The 22,346-nt window shown below is 70.0% G+C and carries 21 protein-coding genes, 1 tRNA gene and 1 other RNA gene; 10 read left to right on the top strand and 13 right to left on the bottom strand.

Translation table 11 applies throughout. From position 1 onward, the window contains the following. Nucleotides 1–8: 8 nt before the first annotated feature. The gene (locus G6038_RS17500) at nt 9–821 is read right to left on the bottom strand and encodes a helix-turn-helix domain-containing protein (protein ID WP_206024966.1); all 813 of its coding nucleotides are present in this window, start codon (nt 819–821) and stop codon (nt 9–11) included. Between the two features lie 60 nt (nt 822–881). Further along, complete coding sequence (locus tag G6038_RS17495; protein ID WP_165039080.1) at nt 882–1,532, bottom strand: YoaK family protein; 651 nt, start codon at nt 1,530–1,532, stop codon at nt 882–884. A gap of 134 nt (nt 1,533–1,666) precedes the next feature. On the opposite strand from G6038_RS17495, the gene G6038_RS17490 reads away from it, so the two are divergent. Next, entirely contained in the window at nt 1,667–2,665 is a 999-nt protein-coding gene (locus G6038_RS17490) for a DUF1524 domain-containing protein (protein ID WP_165039079.1), read from the top strand. A gap of 141 nt (nt 2,666–2,806) precedes the next feature. Here the strand turns inward: G6038_RS17490 and G6038_RS17485 are convergent. Then, nucleotides 2,807–2,894, bottom strand: a tRNA-Ser gene (locus tag G6038_RS17485). Nucleotides 2,895–3,011: 117 nt separating this feature from the next. On the opposite strand from G6038_RS17485, the gene ffs reads away from it, so the two are divergent. Together ffs and G6038_RS17475 are read left to right on the top strand one after the other, a co-directional pair. Further along, an RNA gene (ffs, locus tag G6038_RS17480) (signal recognition particle sRNA small type) lies at nt 3,012–3,106 on the top strand. Nucleotides 3,107–3,155: 49 nt separating this feature from the next. Then, the gene (locus G6038_RS17475; protein WP_165039078.1) at nt 3,156–4,445 is read left to right on the top strand and encodes an aminotransferase class I/II-fold pyridoxal phosphate-dependent enzyme; all 1,290 of its coding nucleotides are present in this window, start codon (nt 3,156–3,158) and stop codon (nt 4,443–4,445) included. 130 nt (nt 4,446–4,575) lie between these two features. On the opposite strand, the gene G6038_RS17470 is transcribed toward G6038_RS17475, so the two are convergent. Further along, nucleotides 4,576–6,060, bottom strand: coding sequence for an alpha/beta hydrolase (locus tag G6038_RS17470; RefSeq protein WP_165039077.1), 1,485 nt, complete (start codon nt 6,058–6,060; stop codon nt 4,576–4,578). A gap of 66 nt (nt 6,061–6,126) precedes the next feature. Next, nucleotides 6,127–6,294, bottom strand: a complete 168-nt coding sequence (locus G6038_RS17465; RefSeq protein WP_165039076.1) for a hypothetical protein — start codon at nt 6,292–6,294, stop codon at nt 6,127–6,129. 266 nt (nt 6,295–6,560) lie between these two features. On the opposite strand from G6038_RS17465, the gene G6038_RS17460 reads away from it, so the two are divergent. After that, entirely contained in the window at nt 6,561–7,013 is a 453-nt protein-coding gene (locus tag G6038_RS17460; protein ID WP_165039088.1) for a DUF6098 family protein, read from the top strand. Nucleotides 7,014–7,406: 393 nt separating this feature from the next. Continuing rightward, nucleotides 7,407–7,982 (top strand): HhH-GPD-type base excision DNA repair protein, encoded by a 576-nt coding sequence (locus G6038_RS17455; protein WP_165039087.1) that lies wholly within the window; start codon nt 7,407–7,409, stop codon nt 7,980–7,982. A 6-nt stretch (nt 7,983–7,988) separates the two neighbouring features. Here the strand turns inward: G6038_RS17455 and G6038_RS17450 are convergent, their stop codons facing one another. From G6038_RS17450 to G6038_RS17430, 5 genes are all read right to left on the bottom strand, one after another. After that, nucleotides 7,989–9,314, bottom strand: coding sequence for an ammonium transporter (locus G6038_RS17450; RefSeq protein WP_165039075.1), 1,326 nt, complete (start codon nt 9,312–9,314; stop codon nt 7,989–7,991). A 221-nt stretch (nt 9,315–9,535) separates the two neighbouring features. Next, on the bottom strand, nt 9,536–9,718 hold the full coding sequence (locus G6038_RS17445; RefSeq protein WP_165039074.1) for a hypothetical protein: 183 nt from the start codon (nt 9,716–9,718) through the stop codon (nt 9,536–9,538). Nucleotides 9,719–9,934: 216 nt separating this feature from the next. Beyond that, the gene (locus tag G6038_RS17440; protein WP_165039073.1) at nt 9,935–10,213 is read right to left on the bottom strand and encodes a GlsB/YeaQ/YmgE family stress response membrane protein; all 279 of its coding nucleotides are present in this window, start codon (nt 10,211–10,213) and stop codon (nt 9,935–9,937) included. 151 nt (nt 10,214–10,364) lie between these two features. Beyond that, on the bottom strand, nt 10,365–10,640 hold the full coding sequence (locus tag G6038_RS17435; RefSeq protein ID WP_165039072.1) for a DUF4193 family protein: 276 nt from the start codon (nt 10,638–10,640) through the stop codon (nt 10,365–10,367). A gap of 222 nt (nt 10,641–10,862) precedes the next feature. Then, nucleotides 10,863–12,008, bottom strand: coding sequence for a beta-mannosidase (locus tag G6038_RS17430; protein WP_165039071.1), 1,146 nt, complete (start codon nt 12,006–12,008; stop codon nt 10,863–10,865). A 294-nt stretch (nt 12,009–12,302) separates the two neighbouring features. On the opposite strand from G6038_RS17430, the gene G6038_RS17425 reads away from it, so the two are divergent. Further along, complete coding sequence (locus tag G6038_RS17425; protein WP_165039070.1) at nt 12,303–12,632, top strand: hypothetical protein; 330 nt, start codon at nt 12,303–12,305, stop codon at nt 12,630–12,632. Nucleotides 12,633–12,646: 14 nt separating this feature from the next. Here G6038_RS17425 and G6038_RS17420 read toward each other — a convergent pair whose 3' ends face one another. Further along, complete coding sequence (locus G6038_RS17420; RefSeq protein ID WP_165039069.1) at nt 12,647–13,441, bottom strand: SDR family NAD(P)-dependent oxidoreductase; 795 nt, start codon at nt 13,439–13,441, stop codon at nt 12,647–12,649. Between the two features lie 73 nt (nt 13,442–13,514). On the opposite strand from G6038_RS17420, the gene G6038_RS17415 reads away from it, so the two are divergent. The 3 genes from G6038_RS17415 (at nt 13,515) to G6038_RS17405 (ending at nt 17,994) form a co-directional block, all read left to right on the top strand. Further along, complete coding sequence (locus G6038_RS17415) at nt 13,515–15,674, top strand: DNA polymerase III subunits gamma/tau (RefSeq protein ID WP_165039068.1); 2,160 nt, start codon at nt 13,515–13,517, stop codon at nt 15,672–15,674. Nucleotides 15,675–15,772: 98 nt separating this feature from the next. After that, on the top strand, nt 15,773–17,188 hold the full coding sequence (locus G6038_RS17410; RefSeq protein WP_165039067.1) for an amidase family protein: 1,416 nt from the start codon (nt 15,773–15,775) through the stop codon (nt 17,186–17,188). A gap of 92 nt (nt 17,189–17,280) precedes the next feature. Continuing rightward, nucleotides 17,281–17,994 carry a response regulator transcription factor gene (locus tag G6038_RS17405; protein ID WP_165039066.1) on the top strand — a complete coding sequence of 238 codons (714 nt, stop codon included), beginning with the start codon at nt 17,281–17,283 and terminating at the stop codon, nt 17,992–17,994. A 45-nt stretch (nt 17,995–18,039) separates the two neighbouring features. On the opposite strand, the gene G6038_RS17400 is transcribed toward G6038_RS17405, so the two are convergent. Continuing rightward, complete coding sequence (locus G6038_RS17400; RefSeq protein ID WP_165039065.1) at nt 18,040–18,795, bottom strand: IclR family transcriptional regulator C-terminal domain-containing protein; 756 nt, start codon at nt 18,793–18,795, stop codon at nt 18,040–18,042. Further along, the gene (locus tag G6038_RS17395) at nt 18,792–20,213 is read right to left on the bottom strand and encodes an APC family permease (RefSeq protein WP_165039064.1); all 1,422 of its coding nucleotides are present in this window, start codon (nt 20,211–20,213) and stop codon (nt 18,792–18,794) included. The genes G6038_RS17400 and G6038_RS17395 overlap by 4 nt, the downstream gene beginning before the upstream one ends. A 446-nt stretch (nt 20,214–20,659) precedes the next feature. Between G6038_RS17395 and G6038_RS17390 the strand changes: the two genes are divergently transcribed. Then, the gene (locus G6038_RS17390; RefSeq protein WP_165039063.1) at nt 20,660–22,165 is read left to right on the top strand and encodes an aldehyde dehydrogenase family protein; all 1,506 of its coding nucleotides are present in this window, start codon (nt 20,660–20,662) and stop codon (nt 22,163–22,165) included. The last annotated feature ends 181 nt before the right edge of the window (nt 22,166–22,346 follow it).

Raw genomic sequence — 22,346 nt, 5'->3', positions numbered from 1 at the left:
GAGAGGCGTTAAGCCGCCGATTCTTCCGCCCCGCGGTCGCCGAGGGATTGGATACTTCGGACATCGAGTGCCGAGCCCGGGCCGTGCCACCGGGGTGCCTCGCCGGCGAGCAGGGCGGTGGGCGTCAGGGTGGAGATCCTGCGGGCCTCCCGGTTCAGGTGCGACTGGTCGCTGTAGCCGGCGGACGCGGCGAGTTCGGCCAGTCCGCGCCCGGGACCGGCGTCGGCCAGGGCCATGAACCGTTGCAGGCGAAGAATGGATCGCAACGTGGCCGGGCCGTACCCGAACGCCTCGTTGCAGCGGCGCTGCAGCTGACGCTCGGTGAGCGCGGCGGTGTCGGCGAGCGCGCCGACGCTCCACGAGTACCCGGAGAGCGCCTGCCGGAGATGCCCGATCAGCGGGTCGGGGGCAAGGCCGTGCGCGAGCCAGCGCCGCACCGCGGATTGGAACACTTCGAGCCGTTCGGGGGCGGTCCGGGCGTTGTCGAGCCGGTCGGCGAGTGGTCGGGCCCCTGCCGAGCCGATCAGGTCGTCCAACCCGACGCGGGTATCGCGGAGTTGCGCGGCCGACGCGCGCAGGGTGAACGAGGCGAGACCGGGGCGGAACCGCACCCCGGCGGAGACGATGCCGGGCGGCAGGGTGAACGACCACGCGGACGTTTCCGGACCGCACACGCGGATGCCGACGCCGGCGATCCACAGGACGTCGACGCATCCGTCCGGAACGAGGAGGTGACTCTGCCCGTCGGAGACCGCCGACCACACGCACACCACGTGCTCGGCGAGGTCCGCGCTGGGAGCGCTCGGCACATACCAGCTCATGGCCCACGAGCGTAGGCTCAGGCACCGACAATCGCTGCCCGCGTGGGGAACCGGCTTCCGTCACGGTCGGTACGGCAGATGCCGCACCGCGACGGTGAGTGCGACGGCGACCGCGGTGGCGACCCACAGGGCGTGCAGTCCGAGCGCCCGATGCGCGAGGGCGCCGCCGACGGCGCCGGTCACCAGGCCCAGCCACAGACCCAGGTACGGCAGCCAGCTCCAGCGGGGCCCGCCGAACAGCGCGGCCGCGAGTCGCTGCCCGATCTTGACGAGCGCCCCGGTCATGTACGTCAGGGCCACGCTCACCTCGCCGTCGCGCTGGAACACCGAGTTCTCCGCGCCCATGGCGAGGGTCATCGCCACCACCGCGACGGGCGTCCACCCCGCCGTGTGGGCGAGCGCACCGAGCAGCAGCAGCGCGGATACCGCGGCGAGGACGGCCGTCTTGCGGGCGCGACGGCTGCGGTCGGACAGTTGCGCCACCACCCCACCGAGGACGACACCGACGAGGAAGAGCCCGATGACGCCGGCGGTGAGGGCGGCCGGGCCCCAGGCGCCGTCGGCCAGGCCGACGCTCATGCGCGTGGAGTTTCCGCTCATGAACGACACGAACACACCGCCGAGGGTGATGAATCCGAGCGCGTCGACGAATCCGGCGAGGCCGGACAGCGCGATGGCGAGGGCCGTGAGTTGTCTGCCGTATCCGACCACGGACAAATCGTAATCACCTTGTGCTGTTACCTCTGGTAACGAAAGGGATGTCCGGTGCGACGTCCGGGAGACACCCTTTCGTTCCCCCGCGAAGGGTGCCGCCGTGCCGCATCCCGCCCCCAGGAGTATCCAGCGTGTTCGCCTCACCGTCCCGCCAGTCCCCGAATCACCGCAGTCGGGGATGGAGCGCCGGACTCGCCGCGGCGGCCCTGCTGCTGGCCGGATGTGCCGCGGCGACGGACACCGGCACCCGGACCCACGCGCCCACCGTCGCCGCGACCCCGACGGTGACGACCACCCCGACACCGGCTCCTGCGGCGTCGCCGACCCCCGTCCCTGCGGACGCGTCCGCCACGCCGGCGCTGACCACGCTCGCGACTCTGCCGATCAAGGGCCGAGCGCCCAAGACCGGCTACGACCGTGAGCTCTTCGGACCGGCGTGGAGCGACGACGTCGACGTCGACGGCGGCCACAACGGCTGCGACACCCGCAACGACATCCTGCGGCGCGACCTGGTCGACATCACCTACAAGACCGCCACCCGGGACTGCGTGGTCCTCTTCGGCACCCTCCACGACGCCTACACCGGCACGACCATCGAGTTCCGCCGCGGCCAGGACACCTCCGCCGACGTGCAGATCGACCACGTCGTCGCGCTGTCCGACGCGTGGCAGAAGGGTGCCCAGCAGCTCGACCAGCAGACCCGCGCGAACTTCGCCAACGATCCCCGCAACCTGCAGGCCGTCGACGGCGATGCCAACCAGCAGAAGGGCGACGGCGACGCCGCGACCTGGCTGCCGCCGAACCGGTCCTACCGGTGCACGTACGTCGCGCGGCAGATCGAGGTCAAGGCCCTCTACCGGCTGTGGGTGACCCAGGCCGAGTACGACGCGATGGTCCGTGTCCTCACCGAGTGTGGCGCCGCCACCCCGGCGCCGGTGCCCGCCGCGCCCGTGGCGCCGGAACCTGCTCCCTCGGTGGCGCCGGAGCCTGCGCCCTCGGTCCCGGCTCCGGCCGCGGTCTTCCGCAACTGCGCCGAGGCGCGGGCCGCCGGCGCGGCGCCGCTGTACGCCGGTCAGCCCGGGTACAGCGAGAAGATGGACGGCGACGGGGACGGCGTCGCCTGCGAGTGAGCTGGGGTAGACAGCCGCGCCTCGTTCAGCCGTTCGCACCCGCAATTGCGGCAGCGGATGACTGCGGACCGCGCGACTGCGTGCCCGACGAACGGACAACGGCCCGTGACCGGTGTTTCCACTGATCACGGGCCGTTGCCGTGGCGGAGGATAGGGGATTTGAACCCCTGAGGGCGTTAACCCAACCCGCGTTCCAGGCGAGCGCCATAGGCCACTAGGCGAATCCTCCGTGGGGAAGCATACCGAATACGACCTGGTAGATGCCAAACGGGGAGGTCGCCGCGGGTTTCGGAGGGGTGCGGCAGGGTCGATTCACGGTCGCGGGCGATGTGTGTCTACACTGGCCGATGGATCCCGCGCGGCGCGCATCCTGTGAACTCCCCCAGGGCCGGAAGGCAGCAAGGGTCAACGGGCTCTGCCGGGTGCGCGGGGTCCCCTAGCTTCCGATGCCGATGCCCGTGCCGTTGGGCGCGGTGAAAGGTCCTTCCGCATGCCTACCCAAACCCAGATTGGGTTGATGAGCCATGAGGAACTCGTCGCAGAGCACGAGCGCCAGTCCCACAACTACGCGCGACTCGAAGCCGAGAAGCTGACGCTGGACCTGACTCGCGGCAAGCCGTCCCCCGAGCAGCTGGACCTCTCCGCGGAGTTGCTGTCGCTGCCTGGGGCCGACGACTACCGCGACGCGTCCGGCACGGACTGCCGCAATTACGGCGGCCTGCGCGGACTGCCCGAGCTGCGCGCCATCTTCGGGGAGCTCCTGGGCATCCCCACCGAGAACCTGATCGCCGGCAACAACGCCAGCCTCGAGATCATGCACGACCTGGTCGTGGCGTCGTTGCTGCACGGCACGGTGGATTCGCCGCGCCCGTGGTCCCAGGAACCCGTCGTCAGGTTCCTGTGCCCCGCGCCCGGCTACGACCGGCACTTCGCGATCACCGAGTCGTACGGGATCGAGATGATTCCGGTGCCCATGCGCGACGACGGACCGGACATGGCGAAGGTCGCCGCGCTCGTCGGCTCGGACCCGCAGATCAAGGGCATGTGGGCGGTTCCCACCTACTCGAATCCGACCGGCGCCGTGTACTCCGAGCGCGTCGCCCGCGAACTGGCGTCGATGCCGACCGCCGCGCCGGACTTCCGGATCTTCTGGGACAACGCGTACGCCGTGCATCCCCTGGTCGAGGAGGCCGCCCCCGCACTGGACATCCTGGGCATGGCGGCCGAGGCCGGTCACCCGAACCGCGTGTTCGTCCTCGCCTCGACATCCAAGATCACCTTTGCCGGCGCCGGCGTCAGCTTCTTCGGCAGCTCGGCCGAGAACCTGGCGTGGTACGAGAAGTTCCTGGGCATCAAGACCATCGGCCCGGACAAGGTCAACCAGCTGCGTCACCTGCGCTTCTTCGGTGATGCCGACGGGGTGCGGGCCCACATGGCGAAGCATCGCGAGCTCCTCGCGCCGAAGTTCGCGCTCGTGCTGAAGATCCTCGAGGACCGGCTCGGGCCGTCGAAGGTGGCGTCCTGGACCGAGCCCAAGGGCGGCTACTTCATCAGTCTCGACGTGGTGGAGGGCACCGCCAAGCGGGTCATCTCCCTCGCGAAGAACGCGGGGATCGCGCTGACCGCGGCCGGCTCGGCCTTCCCGTACAAGAACGACCCCGAGGACAAGAACATCCGGCTCGCCCCGAGCTTCCCGTCGCTGAACGAACTCGCCACCGCCATGGACGGCGTCGCGACGTGCGTGCTGCTCGCGGCGACCGAGAAGGCCCTGGGGAAGTAGCCGGCGAGTAGTTCCGTCCCTCGGCTCCGGTCGTCACACGACGGCCGGGGCCGAGCGTATCCCCCACCTGTGGACAACTCTGTGGACAAGTCGTGGACAACCGGTGGAGAACCTGCTGCCCACCACGTCGTCACCGGCCGGACGTTCTCGGGATCACGTCGTCCCGGAGCAGCTGCTCCACGGCGTCGGCCTGCTCGAATGCGACCGCATGGGCAGCGTCGTCGAACGTGATCAGTCTCTTCTCCGGCGCGTCGAGCAGAGTGAACCATTCCAGGACCAGTTCCCGGCGCCCGTCGAGTTCGGCCGTCCCGTCGAGGATGTACACCGGCACCTCGAGCCGGGTCGCATCCCGCCGGAAGTCGACGTCCTGGATCTGCGGATACATCACGGTGAAGGTGTCGATCAGCCCTCGCAGCACGTTCGCCTTGTCCATCAGCGAGTACTCGGTGCCGAGAATCCCGAAGCCGTCCAGGCCGCTCGACTCGCCCCGCGCGCGATACCCCGCCGCCGGCTCGTACGGATCGTAGAGGTAGTCGTAGGCAGCGAGTACCTGCGCGTTCGCCCACGGGATGTCCGCATACGGCGGCTCTCCGATCTCCTGCAGGGTCGCCGCGAGGTCCGTGTCACCCGTCCGGGTCGCGTACTCCTGCAGATCGCGGTAGATCCGGCGGTCCGTCTCCCGGACGTTCACCATCTGCCCGCTGCCGAGGTACGCGGCGAACAGGTCGGGGCGCTGCTGCACGGTGCGGACACCGAGGATCGTGCCCCACGACTCACCCATGAGGTAGATCCGGTCCTCGTCGAAGCGGTCCCGGAGATACTCGGCGACCTCGACGGTATCGGCGACGGCCCGCTCCAGCGTGGTCTCGTCGGTCGGGAACAGCGCGCCGTAGGACTTGCCGTTGCCGCGCTGGTCGTAGGTTGCGAACACGACGTCGTCCACCCACGGCTCCGCCAGGGCGCGTGCCAGCGCCATGTCGGACTGGCCGGGGCCGCCCGACAGGTACAGCAGCACAGGCCTGCCGGGATCCGCGGCGCGGATCATCAGCGCGTGGTCGTCGCCGCCCAGGGACACGGTCTCGAGAGCCGCCACTCCCACCGGCTGCCCCTCGGGCCCGAGCACGGGAGGTGTGGAGGCCGGCCGGACGACCAGGGCTGCCAGTACGAGCGTCAGCACGCCCAGGACCGAGGTGAGCACGAGTCCTCGACGGGGACCGGGTGGGGTCCCGGCACGCCGTCGGGTGAGCGCGACCCCGAGGCGGGCACCGACCAGCATCGGCAGCACCAGCAGGATCGCATGCAGGCCCCGGCTCACTGCCAGCGCCAGTACGCCGTAGATCGAGTCGATCCGCACGTCGTCGATCGTCGGTACCGACACGTCCAGCCGGACGATCTCCAGGGCGATGCCGTAGGCGAGGAAGAGCGGAACCACCATCCAGGCCGAGCGCCCGGCCCAGCCACCGACCGCACCGAGCAGCAGGCCGGACGTCATCACCAGAAGCGCGTGGACCGTCGTGACCGGCCCCACGGGAAGCGTCGCCGCGGTGACCGCGCCTGCCACGGCCGCCGTGACGAGCGCGAGCGCGATCCTCACGCCCGAGCCGGCCTGAGCCATCCGCTCCCCTTCCGATTGCGCGCCGGCCGCGCGGCCGAATATCACACCACTACGGTCGAACCCGTGTCACATTCGGTCCGAGGCCGCCGCGTCCTCGACGTACCGGTCGATCTGTTCGCGCCAGAACTCCCGGACGCTCTCCGCGGAATTCCCCGCAACGATCGCGTGTGCAACGAGGTCCCGGACGTCTTCGAGAACGCGCGTGTACTCCGATTCGTCGCCGTGGAGTGGCATATCCGAACGATACTCCGGCACGCCGTCGCGGACGGCGCGCTTGTCGCACGCATGCCCGCTCGTGCGATCCACTGCAGCGATCGCGTTGCGTCGGCCGGACCAGGATTCGGGAGTATCGTGCGGGTCAGCGGGTGTCCTGCGGAGCTCGCACCGGAACCGTCGACGAAGGGAGCCGTCGTGGCCACCGGCGAGCCGATTCGACGACGGCGGTCCTCGCCTCGTCCGGTGCCGGACCCGAGCTGACGGCCGGACGAGACGCGTCGATGATGCTGCGCGAGGAGATGTATCCCGATCCCGACGACATGCAGGTGATCACCGGCCTCGACCAGCTCGCTGCGCTCGTCGCCGGGAATCCGCTCCTCTACCTGCGCTTTTCCCGGGGGCCGGCGGCGGACGCTGCGGACGGTCCCACGCGCGATCGGGCGGCCAATCTCACCCTGCCGGGGTGGTCCGTCCTTCCCGTCGCGCCGGAACCGTGGTGGCGGCGTCCTGTCGAGGACTGGGTTGCGCGTCGGCTCCACCGGTACGCCGCCTGCGACGAGACCGACGGGCGTTTCCTGTGGTTGCTCGAGGGCACGATGGTCGGCCGCGGCCTCGACCAGGAGCCGTTGGTGATCGACATCCGCCCGCACGCCCGGTTGAGCCCGAAGGTGCTGTGGGAGGCGGAAAGACGTTACCGCGAGCGCTTCGAGGTGGAGCCGGGTTCCGGGCAGTGGTGAGGCGGCGGCCGCTCGCTCTGCCGCCGCGACAGGACGCTGCCGGGCGCCGGTGCGAAGGTCGTTCCGCGCGGGTGTCGAGGACGTCGACACCGGGACGGCTGCGGCGCCCGACGCGGGTGACCGCCGTCGCGGACGGAAGTGTTCTGTATTGGCATGCAACATGTCTCGTCGCTGCCGTCGTAGAGTGATCCGGTGCTGAGCGCCCTCTGGTACGGACTGGGTACTGCGGTGCCCCTGTTCGCCGGTGCCCTGGTCGGGCTCCGGTACGACCTACCCCGCCCGTTGCTCGCGGCGCTGATGGCCTGGTGGCGTTCGCGCTGGGCGGCCGGGGCTGATCGTCGAACAGCGACGCAGTTCACCTGCCGGACTCCCGTGGATGCGAGGATCGTGAGCATGGCACCGACGTTGAACCTCGTAGGTGATGCCGACGCCGATGCGTTGCTCGCCGCCGACCCGCTCGCCCTGCTCATCGGGATGCTCCTCGATCAGCAGGTTCCGATGGAGACCGCATTCGCGGGACCCAAGAAGCTTGCCGACCGCCTCGGTGGTCTGGACGTGCACCGCATCGCCGACGCCGATCCGGACGAGTTCGCCGCGATCTGCGCCCGGCCGCCGGCCGTGCACCGGTTCCCTGGATCGATGGCCAAGCGGATCCAGGCGCTGTGCGCCGACATCACGGACCGCTACGACGGCGACGCGGCGGCCCTGTGGACGAGCGGCGGCCCCGACGGCAAGGAGGTGCTGAAGCGCCTGAAGGCCCTGCCCGGCTACGGCGACCAGAAGGCCCGGATCTTCCTCGCCTTGCTGGGCAAGCAGATCGGGGTGCGGCCGGCGGGCTGGCGGCAGGCTGCGGGGGAGTACGGCGAGGACGGGGCGCGGCGGTCCATTGCGGACGTCGTCGATGCACAGACCCTGCAGGAGGTCCGGGAGTTCAAGAAGGCGTCGAAGGCGGCCGCGAAGAAGACGTGAGCCGCGCTAGCGCTCGTCGTCGCCGTGCACGGCCTCTTCTCGTGCCTGAGGCGGGAAGACCGAGTGCAGCGGATTGACCCCTCCGATCGCCCCGTGCCCGGGCACGCCGTGTTCGTAGGCGGATTCGGCGTGCAGAGCCAGGTCGATACCGGACGCCTCGTCCTCCTTGCTGACCCGGAAGCCGAAGGTGCGGTCGATCAGCTTGCCGAGGCCGTAGGACACGCCGAAGGCATAGAACCCCACCACCAGCACTGCGAGGACCTGCTTGCCGAGTTGGGCGAAGCCGCCGCCGTACAGCAATCCTTCCGGGCCGTCGGTCATCACCGCGGTCGCAAGCAAGCCGACGAGAACGGTGCCGACGATGCCGCCCATCAGGTGCACGCCGACGACGTCGAGCGAATCGTCGTAGCCCAGGCGGAACTTCCAGCCCACCGCGTACGAACAGACGATGCCGGCCACCGCGCCGACGACGAGCGCACCGAGAACATCGACGGTGCCGCACGACGGGGTGATCGCCACCAGCCCGGCGACGACGCCCGAGGCGGCGCCGAACGTGGTGGGGTGCCCGTCGCGGCGCTGTTCGACGAACAGCCACCCGAGCATGCCGGTGCACCCGGCGACGAGCGTGTTGAGGAAGACCGCGGCGGCCTTGCCGTCGGCGGCCAGGGCGGAGCCGGCGTTGAATCCGAACCAGCCGAACCACAGCAGGCCCACACCGAGCAGGACGATCGGAAGGTTGTGCGGCCGCATGGACTCGGAACGGAATCCCAGTCGCGGTCCGAGCACCAGTGCCAGGGCCAGACCGGACGCTCCGGAGACGGTTTCGACGACGAGCCCACCCGCGTAGTCGAGCACGCCGAGCCGCGCGATCCAGCCGTCGGGTCCCCAGACCCAGTGGGCGACAGGGACGTACACGAGCAGTGCCCAGAGCGGCACGAACAGCATCCAGGCGGAGAACTTGGCCCGGTCGGCGATCGCCCCGCTGACGAGGGCGGCGGTGATGATCGCGAAGGTCAATTGGAAGGTGGCGAACAGGAGTTCCGGCACCTGGCCGTGGACGGTGTCGGGCCCGATACCGCTCATCCCCAGGTGTGCGAATCCACCGAGCACTCCGCCGCCGAGATCGTCGTCGAAGCTGAGCGTGTAGCCCGCGACGAGCCACGTGACCGTGACGAGCGGGATCGACACGAAGCTCATCATGATCATGTTGAGGACGCCGGTGGAGCGGACCATCCCGCCGTAGAACAGGGCGAGACCCGGGGTCATCAGCAGGACGAGGGCGGTGCTCGCCAGCAGCCACGCGGTGGCCCCGGCGTCGATCGTGGGTGACACGGCAGATTCTCCTCACGCGCACGGTTCTCGGTGCGCCGGGTATCCACGATGTGCCGGGCCGGTTTCTGCCACGCGGCGCGGGTGTTGCGAGCGAGTTACGGAAACGGTCATTTCGGACAAGTGACCGCGAGGGTGTCCCGGTAGCCGCGCACGGGCGGTGCCGCGGAGCGGTGTTCGCGAGGTTCGCCCGCTACGGGACCGACGAGGTCGGCGGCCGGGGCTCAGGTCTTCTTACGGGTCGACCGGCGTCGCTTCGGGGCCGGTTCCGACTCCGGGATGTCTGCCGGACGGCCGGTCAGCGCTTCCACGACGGCGGCGAGGTCCTCCGAGGACAGCTCGGGGGTCTGCTGCGTGGTGCGGCCCGCGGTGGCGGAGCGTGCCCTCGTTGCTGCGGTGTCGTCCATCGGTGTCCCTCTCGTCGCTCGGCGGCGTTCCCCCGGATGACCGCCACGCTCACCGCACGCGCCATCCACCCGGCCAGCATGCCGGAAAGGTCCCGTTTTCGCAGCGGATGACGGCCGACACGCCCGGCGCGGATCCGGCCCGCGCAGCGCAGCGGCCTCCCGTGCCCCGGAGCGGGGCGACGGGAGGCCGCTGCGCGTGTGACTGGGGCCGCGAGATTACCGGTGGTGAACCGTGCGGCGGCCGGTGACGGCCTTGACCAGGAACAGCAGGATCACCGCACCGAGGAGGCAGGTGAGGAAGCTGAAGATCAGGCCGCCGCCCGCCACATCGACGCCGAAGAGCCTGAGCAGGAAGCCGCCGAGCAGGCCGCCGATGACGCCCACGACGATGTTCAGCAGGATGCCCTGTTGTTCGTCGGTCTTCATGATCTTGCTACCGATCCAGCCGGCGAGGCCGCCGATGATGATCCATCCGATGATTCCGAGTCCGAGCACGCTCCACTTCCCTTCGTTCGGGAATCTCGTCGATCCCCTCCGGTCTTCACCCGCCGTCGCCGGCGTGGTCGCAACTACTGGTACCCCGTCCCGCGAAGGATTACACCTCGGCGGAAAGTTGTTCTCGTTCCGCGCCTTCCGTCGAGGCCTGTCAGCTGCAGTCCCGGCAGCGCGTCGTGCCGTCGTCGGACGGCGCGAGCCTGCTGTGGTGGTGGACGAGGAAGCAGCTGTCGCAGACGAACTCGTCGTTCCGCCGGGGGACGACCGGGGCGGTGAGCTCCTCGCCGGACAGGTCGGCGCCGGGGAGTTCGAAGAACTCGGCGATGTCGCCGTCGTCCGGCTCCACGGTCTCGCTCACCGCCGGAAGCGTCGGGGTGGTCAGCTCGTCCGTGTCGAGCTCTTTGCGGGTGTCGTAGTCGAGTGTCATGACCCTCCTCAGTCCTGGTCGCCGCCCGGCGACGGCACCAGCCGCGCGGTGCGATTTCTTCTCCGTGTCACCTTCCGGCGGGTGCCGGTGAGGGCGACGCCGGGCCGTGATCGCCCTCCTGTACCCGGACCGGGGAGATGCCAAACCACTGCGCCTGAACCGGTGGGCGATCCAGGCCGGCCGGCCGACCGGACGGGTGGTCTCGCCGCGCGCGGGCCCCGGCTATCCGGTGTTCGGGATGGGCCCGTCGGATGCGCCCGTGGTTCCGAATTCCTCGATCACGTCCCACAATTCGTCGTCGGGGCCGACGTCGTAGGTGCAGGAGTCCGGCCGGGGATCGGGCACGAATGCCCAGATGAGCGCCCCGGCGGTGCCGGCTGCCTGCTGTCCCTCGATCTTCGTCGCGATGTGCTCGGCGCGGTCGGCTGTGGCGCCGCACCAGCCCGCCGGCTCGCCGATCTCGGCCACCAGCAGCGGTTTGTCGATCTGCTGGGCCTGGGCGATGCGGCGCGCCAGGCCGTTCCACTGGTCGCCGGGCAAGGGGACCCCGTCGGCGCCGTAGTCGTGGTACTGGACGACGTCCACCCACGGCGACGACCCGACCAGCGCGTACTCGTCGCCCTGCGTGCCGCACTGCCCGCCGCCGGTGAGCCCCGCGGTGATCAGGGTGCGGGGATCGATCGCGCGGACCTGCGCCCCCGCCGTGTCGAAGAACCCGCGCAGGACGGCGGCCGCGTCCGGCGGGCACTGCCGCAGCCACCACGAGCACGCCGCGTCGGTGCACATGCTGGTCTCGGGTTCGCCGACGAGTTCCCATGCAGCCAGCGCCGGGGAGTCCTTCCACCGCGTCACCGCCGTCGTCACCCAGTCCCGGAAGCTCAGCACGGCACGCTCGTGATCGACCGGCTCCGTCCACCCGTCGACATACCACTGCCGGTCCTTGAACGCCTCGTCCTCGCACGCGCCGTCCTGGGCGGCGAGGACCGGGATGACGAGTTGACCGTGAGCCTCCGCCGCGGCGAACACGGCGTCGAGCGGGCCGAAGTCGAGTTCGCCGGTGAACCGGTCGACGGCCAGGGCCTGGAAGGCGTTGAAGCGTGTGAGCGAATCCGGTGGCAGCGCGCCGAAGTACGCATCCAGATCGACCATGGCGCCGCAGCCCCGATTCACCGCCCAGTTCGTGCCCAGCTGGTAGGCGTTGAAGCCGGTCGGCCACCAGGGCTGCCCGTCGAGCCGCAGCGCCGTGCCGTCGGTGGTGACCCGCGCGCCCGGATCCGGATCGGCGGCAGCGGTGCCGGCCGTGCCTATCGTCGCGGCGACGATCGAGAGGCCCACCGCCCACGTCTTTACCGTGCTCCCCGATCCCATGGAGGAACTGTACTGTCGCGGAGCCGGATCGGCTGCGCATGCGAACCGCGCGCCACCGCTGCGTTAGCACTCGGGTTCGGTGAGTGCTAATCTGTCCCGCGTAGCAGCCGGGCCGACGAGTGAGGTCGATTCAGGAGTAGATGCCGTGTGCCGTATCTGTTCCCGGCCGCATCGAGCGGCGGTCGCCGGACCGTTCATCCACCCCGGAATCCTTGTCCTGCAGAAGGTTCCGTACGAGTCCGTCACCGGATGCTGCGCACCGTTCCGCCATCGCCGACGAGGATCCGAAAGACCATGTCCGTCCTGCACACTCCCATCCCCTCCGGGCCGCGCCGTTCCCGCCTCGACCTCCCCGCGCTGTCGTCGCTGCGTGAGGCAGTCGAGGACAAGGGGGCCGATCTGGCGCTGATGCTCGGCGCCCTGTCGATTGTGACCTTCTGGACGTTCGGCTTCGGCATTCTGCTCGGTGCGGCCGCCGTCGGGACCGGCATCGCCGCCACCCGCCGACCCGCCGTGTTCACCGACGAGGCGAAGTCCCTCGATGCCCTCGTCGGCATGCTCACCGGCATCTTCGGCATCCTCGTGGGCGTGGTGTTCCTCAGCTGGGCGCTGCCCAACCTCTGAGACACCTGCCACGGCTAGCGAGGCGCGGACGCCGGCGCGGCCATGAAGCGGTGGAGGAAGGCCTTCACCGAATCCGGCGTCACCGCCGCCGTCACCGCCATGGCCTTGGACATGGGCGAGCTGGCCACCACCTTCCGCTTGCCCTTCAGCATCGCTTCGTAGCCCTTGCGGGCGACCTTCGCCGGGTCGTCCTTGGGGCCGCGGGCGATCGGCGCGTCCGCCATCTCGGCCTTGCGGAAGAACGGGGTGTCGGTCGCGCCGGGCATCAGCGCGGTGACGGTGACCCCGGTCCCGCGCAGCTCCTCGTGCAGGCCTTCGGAGAACGACTGCAGGAACGACTTGGAGGCGTTGTAGACCACCTGGTACGGCCCGGGCATCTCCGAGACCACCGACGACGTGATCAGCACGCGGCCGGTGCCGCGCCCGGCCATGCCGTCGAGGACGTACTTGGCGAGATGCACGGTCGAGCGCACGTTGACGTCCACCACCTCGAGCTGGTCGTCGAGGCCGGTGTCCACGAACAGGCCACCCTGTCCGGTACCGGCGTTGAGCGCCGCGGCGGCCAGCGGCCGGCCGGTCGCCGTCAGGGCGGCGCACACCTCCTCCACGCCCGTCGCCGTCCGGAGGTCGGCGCGCACCGGAATCACGGCGGCGCCGGTGGCGGCGAGAGCGCGGGTGGCGGCGTCGAGGGCATCGGAGTGGGCCACCAGGATGAGGTCGTATCCGTCCCGGCCGAACAGTCGTGCGAGTTCCAGGCCGATTCCGCTCGACGCTCCGGTCACCAGGGCCAACGGTCGTGTTTCGGTCATGGCCCCGGATACCCGCATCGCTCCGCCGCAACCACGCGGCCGGGCTGTCGGTCGGCGCCGGTAGTCTCGGCGCGTGGCCCTCTACCGTAAGTACCGACCGGCGACCTTTGCCGAGGTGGTGGGTCAGGAGCACGTCACCGAGCCCCTGAGCATCGCCCTCGACGCAGGCCGTATCAATCACGCGTATCTGTTCTCGGGCCCGCGCGGCTGCGGCAAGACCTCCTCGGCCCGGATCCTGGCCCGCTCGCTGAACTGCGCGGAGGGCCCCACGTCGGCGCCGTGCGGGACGTGCCGGTCCTGTGTGGCGCTCGGTCCCGGCGGTGGCGGCAACCTCGACGTCATCGAGCTCGACGCCGCCAGCCACGGCGGCGTCGACGACACCCGCGAACTACGCGACCGCGCCTTCTACGCGCCGGCCGAGTCGCGGTACCGCATCTTCATCGTCGACGAGGCCCACATGGTCACCACGCAGGGTTTCAACGCCCTGCTCAAGATCGTCGAGGAGCCGCCGGAGCACCTGATCTTCGTGTTCGCCACCACCGAACCGGAGAAGGTGCTGCCGACGATCCGCTCGCGCACCCACCACTACCCGTTCCGGTTGCTGCCGCCCCCCGTCATGCGCGGGCTGCTCGAGAAGATCTGCACGCAGGAGAACGTGCCGGTCGAGGACGCCGTCTACCCGCTGGTGATCCGGGCGGGCGGCGGCTCGCCGCGCGACTCGCTGTCGGTGATGGACCAGCTCCTCGCCGGCGCCGGCGAGGAGGGCGTGACCTACAGCCGTGCACTCTCGCTGCTCGGCGTCACCGACGTCGCCCTCATCGACGAGGCCGTGGACGCCCTCGCCGCCGGCGACGGTGCCGGTCTGTTCGGGACCGTCGAGAAGGTGATGGATGCCGGCCACGACCCGCGACGGTTCGCAGTCGACCTGCTCGAGCGGCTCCGTGATCTCATCCTGATGCGATCGGTGCCCGGCGCCGCCGATCGCGGTCTCGTCGACGCCCCAGGCGACGTGCTGGAACGGATGCGGGAGGAAGCCGACCGGATCGGTCCCGCCACCCTGACCCGGTACGCGGAGATCGTGCACTCCGGTCTGGGAGAGATGCGCGGTGCCACGGCCCCGCGCCTGCTCCTCGAGGTGATGTGCGCACGGATGCTCCTGCCCGCCGCGTCGGGTTCGGAATCGGCTGTGCTGCAACGTCTCGAGCGCCTCGAAAGCGGCATCGCGGCACCGCAGGGCGCCGCCCCGCGGACCGTCGCTCCGGCGCCGGCCGCGCCCACGCCGCCGATCGTTCCCGACGAGCCGGCCGCCCGTTTCCAGCGACCCTCGCAGCGACGAGCCGCACCGGCCACGGTCGCGCCCGTTCCCGAGCCTGCGGCCGAGCCGGCCCCTGTTCCACAGGCGGCGCCGCGACCGGCCGCCGCGGCGCCGACGACCGTGCCGCCGCCGACGCCCGCCCCACCGGTGCGCGAACCGGAGCCTGCACCGCGTCCCGTCGTGCAGGAACCGGAGCCTGCACCGCCACCTACGCCGGAACCCGAGCAGGAGCAGGAGCCGGCGCCCGCACCGGAACCGGCGCCGGCGCCCGCCGCCGGGCCCGACGCCGCCGCCGTTCGCGCGGTGTGGTCCGAGGTCCGTACCAAGGTCCGCGAGCGCAGCCGCACCGTCGAGGTCATGCTGTCCGGCGCCACGGTCCGCAGCGTCGAAGCGGGCCGCATCGTGCTCGGTCACGATTCGGCCCCCCTGGTCAAGAGGCTCGTCGAACCGCGCAACGCCGCCGTGATCGCCGACGCTCTGCGGGCGGTGTTCGGGGTGGACTTCGAGGTGACCTGCGTGCAGGGCGTGGCGACACCCCCCACCGCTGCGAAACCCGCCACAGCGCAAGCGGGGTCGCGTCCTTCCGGTCAGCCTCGGTTCTCCCGGCCCAGCCAGGCCCGGCAGGCGCAGCCCGCCCCGCAACCGAACGTGACGTCCCCCGGCGCGCCGCCGGTTCCGTCGCGTCCCGAGGTCGACGACATCCCGCCGCCCGAGGCGCCGGACTACCCTGACGACCCCGGTCCCGAGCCGGACTACGAGTCACCGCGGATCAGCCCGGCCGACGTCACCGCCGAGGACGAGGAGGAGATGTTCGCCGAGGCCGCCACCCCGGGCGACCCGTCGACGCGGCGCGAACCGGAGGAAGTGGCGATCGAGTTGCTGCAGGACATCCTGGGAGCGAAGAAGATCAGCGAGTGATCACGAAAGATCGGTAAGTTGACCGATTGTCGGCGAGATCGCCGGGTTCCTATGGTCGAGCCAGCTCGACCGGAACCCTGCGATTCACGGAGACAACCATGACCGATATCCTTTCCTGGCTCAGCGCAGCCGAACTCGCGACCGACGTTCGCCGAGGACGGATCAGCGCGAGCGAAGTCGCGGCGCACTTCGTGGGGCGCGTGGACAACGTCAACCCGGCGATCAACGCGATCGTCGACTTCGATCGCGAACAGGTCCTGTCGGACGCACGCGCGCTGGATGCGAAACTGGTCGACGGCGAGTCCGTCGGACCTCTGCACGGAGTGCCCTTCACGATCAAGGATCTGACGGCCGTGGCGGGCCGGCCCCTGACGTTCGGCATGGTGCCGATGAAGGACAACATCGCCGACCACGACGCGGTGATCGTCCGGCGGCTGAAAGCCGCAGGCGGTCTCTACCTGGGCAAGACCAACACACCGGAGAGCGGGTACTACGGCGGCACGGACAACCACCTGTTCGGTCCCACCCACAATCCGTGGAAGCGCGGATACAGCGCGGGAGGTTCCAGCGGCGGAGCTGCCGCCGCCGTCGCGGCCGGTCTCGGCCCGCTGGCCGAAGGCAGCGACGGAGCAGGGTCGGTGCGCATTCCTGCGTCGCTCTGTGGTGTGGTCGGACTCAAGCCCTCGACCGGGCGGGTGCCGCAGACCATCCTGGGCGGTCGCTTCTACCATTGGGCCTACCACGGTCCGATCACCCGCACGGTCGAAGACAATGCCCTCATGCTCGGTATTGTCGCCGGACCCGACGAATCCGATCCGCTCAGTCTGCCGGCCTCGGCCACCGACTACGTCGCCGAGACGAAGAAGGACATCGCCGGGTGGCGTATCGCGTGGTCACCGGATCTGGGCTTCGCAGAGGTCGATCCGGAGGTGGCGGCGATCTGCGCGCAGGCCGTTCGGGTGTTCGAAGACCTCGGTGCCCGGGTCGAGGAAGCGACGCCCGGCTGGGGAGATCCGGAAGAAGCTATGTGGCACGGAATCTGGGTTCCCGGTTTCGCGGCCGAACACGACATGATCGACTGGGACGAGTGGCAGGGCCAGGTCGACGACAATCTCGTCGAATTGATGCGTGAGGGAGAGCGTCTCACGGGTGTCGATGTCGGGCGGGCGGACCTGTTCCGTGGCCGGATGTGGGATACGTTCTCGTCGTTCATGCAGGGCTATGACCTGCTGGTCTCGCCCACGCTGTGTGAAGCGGCCCATCCGCTGGGACAGTTCGCTCCCGGCCGGCTGGCGGGGGCGTCTCTGCGCTCCCAGTTGCTCGGCTGGCTGATGACCTATCCGTACAACATGCTGACGACGCCGGCCGTCACCGTCCCTGCCGGATTCACCTCGGACGGGCGTCCGGTCGGACTGCAGATCGCGGGACGGCTCCATGCCGACGCCGCGGTACTGCGCGCAGCGGCGAACTTCGAACGCGCTCGCCCCTGGGCGGACCGCATCCCGGAACTGTGACCGGGCGGGGAAACGGGCGCGGGAACCGGAACGTATCTGTCCGGTAACAGGATTCGACTCCACTGGGCACGGGATTCGACTATCGTCGAGCAATGGTCGTACCCGTGTTCAGTGGACTGATCTCGGTGTTGCTGGGAGAGAACGCCGTCGATCGCATGGCCGGGCTCACCCGGTACATGACCGATCAGCTCGAATGCGCGGCGGCTGCCGTGACACGCGTGGCGGACGGTCGGCACGCGGTGGTGGCCAGCCGTGGATACGACGCCCGAACCCTGGACTACCTCGTCACCGATTTCGTCGACGAGGATCCGGGCATGCAGGCGGTTCGGGCCGAGCCCTCCGCGATACTGACCTGGCGGGACATCCCGTCGTATCGTCAGACCTACTCGGTGCGCGAAGTGTTCGGCCCTGCCGGATTCTCCGAAGGCACCTCCGTCGTGCTGACGTCCCCCACCGGAGTCGCGGTGGGGGCACTGCACGTCAGTGTGGCGCGCGATTCGGTCCCCCACGGGGTCAAGACGGCGCTGAGCGATGCTCGGGAGTACGCCGCCTGGTCGGTGGACTCGCTCAGGCGGCAGAAAGAGATCGCCCTCACCCCACGAGAACTGGAAGTTCTCGAGCTGGTGAGCGCCGGCCTGTCCAACCGCGAGATCGCGCAGAGAATGCAGCTGTCGCGCAGCACGGTCAACACTCATGTGGAGCATCTGCTGCGCAAATTGAATGCCCCCAACCGGGTGTGTGCGGTGGTGCGCGCGGTCCGGCTCGGTCTGGTGTCGAATCGGGATTCGTGGGCGCAGTCCACGTAGCAACCCGGTCCGGGCCGGCGGCGGGACCCGACGTGGACGTCCCGTTCAGGTGAGCAGGGGCACGAGTTGCTGCGCGTGCTCTCGGAGTGAGTCGAGGTGGCGCAGCAGCAGGTGCTGGTGGTCGATGCTGCCGGACAGGGCCAGGCCCGCGACGAGGGTGCCGGTGGCGGAGCGGACGGGAACGGCGAGGCACGCGGAGTCGTCGCGCAGTTCTCCGAGCTGGGTGGCGAAACCCCGGTCGCGGATTTCCTCGAGGTGACGCAGCAGGTCGCTGCGCACGACGATCGTGCGGCCGGTGAGTGCATGTGGTTCCCACCGGGGGAGGACGGTGTCGAGGTCGTTCTTCTCGGCGAGCAGCAGCTTGCCGACGGCGCTCGCCTGGAGATGCCGATTGAGGAGGGCCTCGTCGGCGCGGGGTGGATATTCGGGGTCGGCGTCGGCGAGGCGGAGCGCCGTGTCGGTGTAGTAGAACAGGTGGACGCCGAAGCGGACGGTGAGCCGAAGCTCGGTGAGAAGGTCACGTGCGGCTGTGCAGACGGTGGGGACGACGGCCGCGTCGACCAGTACGCCGATCTTGCGCCCGAGTGCGAAGCCGGACAGATCGGGCAGCCGGACGACGTAGCCTTCTCCGGCGAGCAGGTTCAGGAGCCGATAGGTGGTCGCCGGCGGCAGTGCGAGGTGTGCGGCGATGTCCTTGGCGGTGACCCCGGCCCCGGCTCGGGCGACTTCCTCGAGGGCGCGCAGGGCGCTGATCACCGCCTTCGGCTGCCGCCCCGACAGGGTGCCGTCCGCGGGGCTCACCGCCGCACCTGCCAAGGGCGGTGCCGGCCGAGCAGATCGCCGGCGACGGTCTCGTCGTAGACGCCGATGCGGTCCGCGACGTCCGGGGCGCGCCGCAGCCGGACCGCGAGCAGCGCGACCCCGAGGAGCATCAGGACCACGTACACGGCGGTCATCGCGCCCGCCACGTAGACCCCCGACGCAGCCGCCCAGACGATCAGCGCCACCAGGCACGTGGCGGTGAGCGCGCCGATGACCAGCGGCAGACGGGTCAGCTCACCGATCCGGTGCAGGAAGGCGGGCGTCGCGACGCAGAGGAGGATGTAGGCGAGGACGTACCCGTGTGCCGAGAGGGCCAGCAGTCCGATCAGGACGTCGCGGTTCGAGCCGGTCGCCGCCAGAAAGACGACGGGCACGACAACGACGACAGGCATCGCGACGGCCAGCGCGACGTGCGGCGTGTGGAACCGGGCGTGGGCCCGGCCGACGATCGCCGGGGCGACGCCCTCACGGCCCATCGCGAACAGGGTGCGCGACAGCGCGGTGGTGGAGCCCATGACGCACGCGAACCACGACGCGGTGATGCCGAGTTCCATCAGGACCGCCAGCACCGCCGACCCGCTCCCGGCGGTGTCCGGGAGGGTGAGCACGATCCGGAGCGAGCCGACTCCTTCCCTCGCGGACTCCGGCAACTGCATCGCCGCGGCGAACACGTAGAGCGCCGCGAGCACGATCGGCGTCCACCTGATCGCGCGCGGCACGCTGATCAGCGGGCTGTGGGCCTCGCGTGCCACCGTTCCGGCGCTCTCGAAGCCGACGAACGAGGTGATCGCCAGCAGGAGCGCGAAGCCGATCGCGGATTCCGAACCCGTTCCGGTCGGCGCCGAGGGCGGGTCGCCGTCCCGGACGGACACGGCGAACGCGATCACCAGGACGACCGAGGCGGCGACGATGGCGAACGCCTCGACGCCCAGCATGATGCGGGCGGAGAGCTGGACGCCGCGGACCATCAGCAGCAGGGCGACGGCGCCGACGACCCCTACGAGCACCGCGCTCGTCGACGGTCCGGCCGGCAACCCGATCCGTTCGAGCAGCGATGCCAGATAGCTCGCGGCCCCCACCGTGCTGGCCATGGCGGCGGCCGCGTAGCCGATCAGCAGCGACCATCCTCCCGCGAACCCGAGGCGGGGGCCGAGTCCCTTCACCGTGTAGCTGTACAAGCCGCTGACCGCGACCATGCGGGTGGCGAACTGCCCGATGCAGTATCCGACGGCAGCCATCAGGACGGCCGCCGCGACGAACACCGGGATGGCCGCGCGCCCGGCTTCGGGGATGACGAGAGCCGGCAGGGTGACCATCACCGCCGAAGGGGCGACGGCCGAGACGGACTGTGCGAGCACCTCGAAGAACGTGAGGCGGCCGCGCTCGAGGCCGGCCACCGGCGAAGTACCTCTGATCTGTGGTGTACCGGACACCTTGCACCTGCTTCCACACTCGCCAGGGGACGTCGAGCGTCTGCCGCCGGACGATCCCGTGGGGTGCACGGTAGCGCAGGCACGCAGTGCGCTGCACCGATCGCACATCAATTTTCGGTCACTCGAATGAGAACGACGGGCCGTTCGGCGCGCGATCGAGAGGGACCGCCGGTGCTCGTGCGGCCGTCACCTGGGGTGCGGTCGAGAAGTCGAACGAGAATCGGGAAAGGGTCTGGGCCGCAGTCGAATGAGAATCGGACACCGCGCGATTTCCATCCGGAATCGGGGGTGACTCCGGCCACATCGTGTGGTTATCGTGGGTTCGGGTCACAGCGACGGAGACCGGCGATTCGACGCCGAAACGACTGTACCCGAGTCTTTTTCACTTTCTCTCACGAGTCGGAGACATCATGACTGCAGTTGCGCAATCGGCCACCGGCCTGCTCCCGGAGGTGGTCGACTTCCTCTCGTCGCCGAAGCAGATGCTGATCGGCGGCCGGTGGGTCGAGTCGGCCTCGGGTCGGCGGTTCGACACGGTCGACCCCGCCACCGGGCAGGTGCTGACCACGGTGCCGCACGGCGGCGCCGAGGACGTCGACCGCGCCGTCTCCGCTGCCCGCCGGGCCTTCGAGGAGGGGCCGTGGCGGCGCCTGACCCCGGCCGAGCGCCAGCGCATCCTGTGGCGGATCGGCGAGGGCATCCTGGCCCGGGCGGACCAGTTCGCCCAGCTCGAGTCCCTGGACAACGGCAAGTCGGTGGTCGTCGCGAAGGCGGTCGACGTCACCTGGGCGGCCGAGATCTTCTTCTACTACGCCGGTTGGGCGACCAAGATCGAGGGCCGCACCGTCCCGGTGTCGGTTCCGTGGGCTCCGGGCGCTCGTTTCCACGCGTTCACCAGCCGCGAGCCGGTGGGTGTGTGCGCCCAGATCGTGCCGTGGAACTTTCCGCTGGTGATGGCCGCCTTCAAGCTCGCCCCTGCGCTGGCGTGCGCGAACACTCTGGTGCTCAAGCCTGCGGAGCAGACCCCGCTCACAGCACTGCTGCTCGCCGAAGTCGCCGCCGAGGCCGGGGTGCCCGACGGCGTCGTCAACGTCGTCACGGGCTTCGGGGACGCGGGTGCGGCCCTGTCGGCCCATCACGACGTCGACAAGGTTGCCTTCACCGGCTCGACCGAGGTCGGCAAGAAGATCGTGGGCGCCGCGGCCGGGAACCTGAAGAAGGTCTCGCTCGAACTCGGTGGCAAGAGCCCTCAGGTCGTCTTCTCGGACGCCGACCTCGAGGCCGCGATCCCCGGTGTCGCCGGCGGATTCCTGTTCAACCACGGTCAGGCGTGCACCGCCGGGACGCGGTTGCTGGTGGAGGATCGTATCTTCGACGAATTCACCCAGGGTGTAGCGGAATTCGCACGGTCGCAGAAGATCGGCCCAGGACTCGATCCCACCAGCGATATCGGTCCGCTGATCTCCGAGGAGCAGCTCGGCAAGGTGTCCGGTTACCTCCGCGCCGGACTCGAAGACGGCGCCCGTGCCCTGACCGGAGGAAAGCGGCACGGCGACAGCGGCTTCTATGTCGAGCCGACGCTCCTCGTCGACGTGCGCAGCGACTTCGACGTGTACCGGGAGGAGATCTTCGGCCCGGTCGCCGTCGCAGTGCCCTTCAACCGGGAGGAGGGAGTTCGCGCCGCCGCCAACGACACGCCCTACGGCCTCGCGGCGAGTGTCTGGACGCGGGACGTGTCCCGGGCCCACGAGGTCGCCGCGGAGATCAAGGCGGGCACGGTCTGGATCAACTGCCACAACGCGTTCGACACCGCACTGCCGTTCGGGGGATACAAGCAGTCGGGTTGGGGGCGTGAACTCGGCGAGGGGGCCCTGGCGGAGTACACCCAGACCAAGTCGGTCAACATCGCACTGTGACCGGTCGGGGCGGTGCCCGGCACTGTGTGGGCACCGCCGTCCGTACCCCTGCGAGGTCGAACGAGAACCCGGCGCCCCGACCTTCTCGTTTGCCGTCGACGAACCGTGACGCCGCGGTGACCGCACCGACAATCTCCGGGCGCACGCTTCTTCCGGCGGTCGGCACGAAACCGGCGGCGCA

Origin of the sequence: Rhodococcus sp. 14C212 (genome assembly GCF_011058195.1) — a bacterium.
Lineage (GTDB): Bacteria > Actinomycetota > Actinomycetes > Mycobacteriales > Mycobacteriaceae > Rhodococcus > Rhodococcus aetherivorans.
This window is presented reverse-complemented; position numbering and strand designations above follow the sequence as displayed.

Bases quoted from the DNA above. Each gene is read 5' to 3' on its own strand.
- G6038_RS17500 (WP_206024966.1), bottom strand. From the start codon at position 821: ATGAGCTGGTATGTGCCGAGCGCTCCCAGCGCGGACCTCGCCGAGCAC.
- G6038_RS17475 (WP_165039078.1), top strand. From the start codon at position 3,156: ATGCCTACCCAAACCCAGATTGGGTTGATGAGCCATGAGGAACTCGTC.
- G6038_RS17470 (WP_165039077.1), bottom strand. From the start codon at position 6,060: ATGGCTCAGGCCGGCTCGGGCGTGAGGATCGCGCTCGCGCTCGTCACG.
- G6038_RS17465 (WP_165039076.1), bottom strand. From the start codon at position 6,294: ATGCCACTCCACGGCGACGAATCGGAGTACACGCGCGTTCTCGAAGAC.
- G6038_RS17460 (WP_165039088.1), top strand. From the start codon at position 6,561: ATGCTGCGCGAGGAGATGTATCCCGATCCCGACGACATGCAGGTGATC.
- G6038_RS17455 (WP_165039087.1), top strand. From the start codon at position 7,407: ATGGCACCGACGTTGAACCTCGTAGGTGATGCCGACGCCGATGCGTTG.
- G6038_RS17445 (WP_165039074.1), bottom strand. From the start codon at position 9,718: ATGGACGACACCGCAGCAACGAGGGCACGCTCCGCCACCGCGGGCCGC.
- G6038_RS17435 (WP_165039072.1), bottom strand. From the start codon at position 10,640: ATGACACTCGACTACGACACCCGCAAAGAGCTCGACACGGACGAGCTG.
- G6038_RS17430 (WP_165039071.1), bottom strand. From the start codon at position 12,008: ATGGGATCGGGGAGCACGGTAAAGACGTGGGCGGTGGGCCTCTCGATC.
- G6038_RS17425 (WP_165039070.1), top strand. From the start codon at position 12,303: ATGTCCGTCCTGCACACTCCCATCCCCTCCGGGCCGCGCCGTTCCCGC.
- G6038_RS17420 (WP_165039069.1), bottom strand. From the start codon at position 13,441: ATGACCGAAACACGACCGTTGGCCCTGGTGACCGGAGCGTCGAGCGGA.
- G6038_RS17410 (WP_165039067.1), top strand. From the start codon at position 15,773: ATGACCGATATCCTTTCCTGGCTCAGCGCAGCCGAACTCGCGACCGAC.
- G6038_RS17405 (WP_165039066.1), top strand. From the start codon at position 17,281: ATGGTCGTACCCGTGTTCAGTGGACTGATCTCGGTGTTGCTGGGAGAG.
- G6038_RS17390 (WP_165039063.1), top strand. From the start codon at position 20,660: ATGACTGCAGTTGCGCAATCGGCCACCGGCCTGCTCCCGGAGGTGGTC.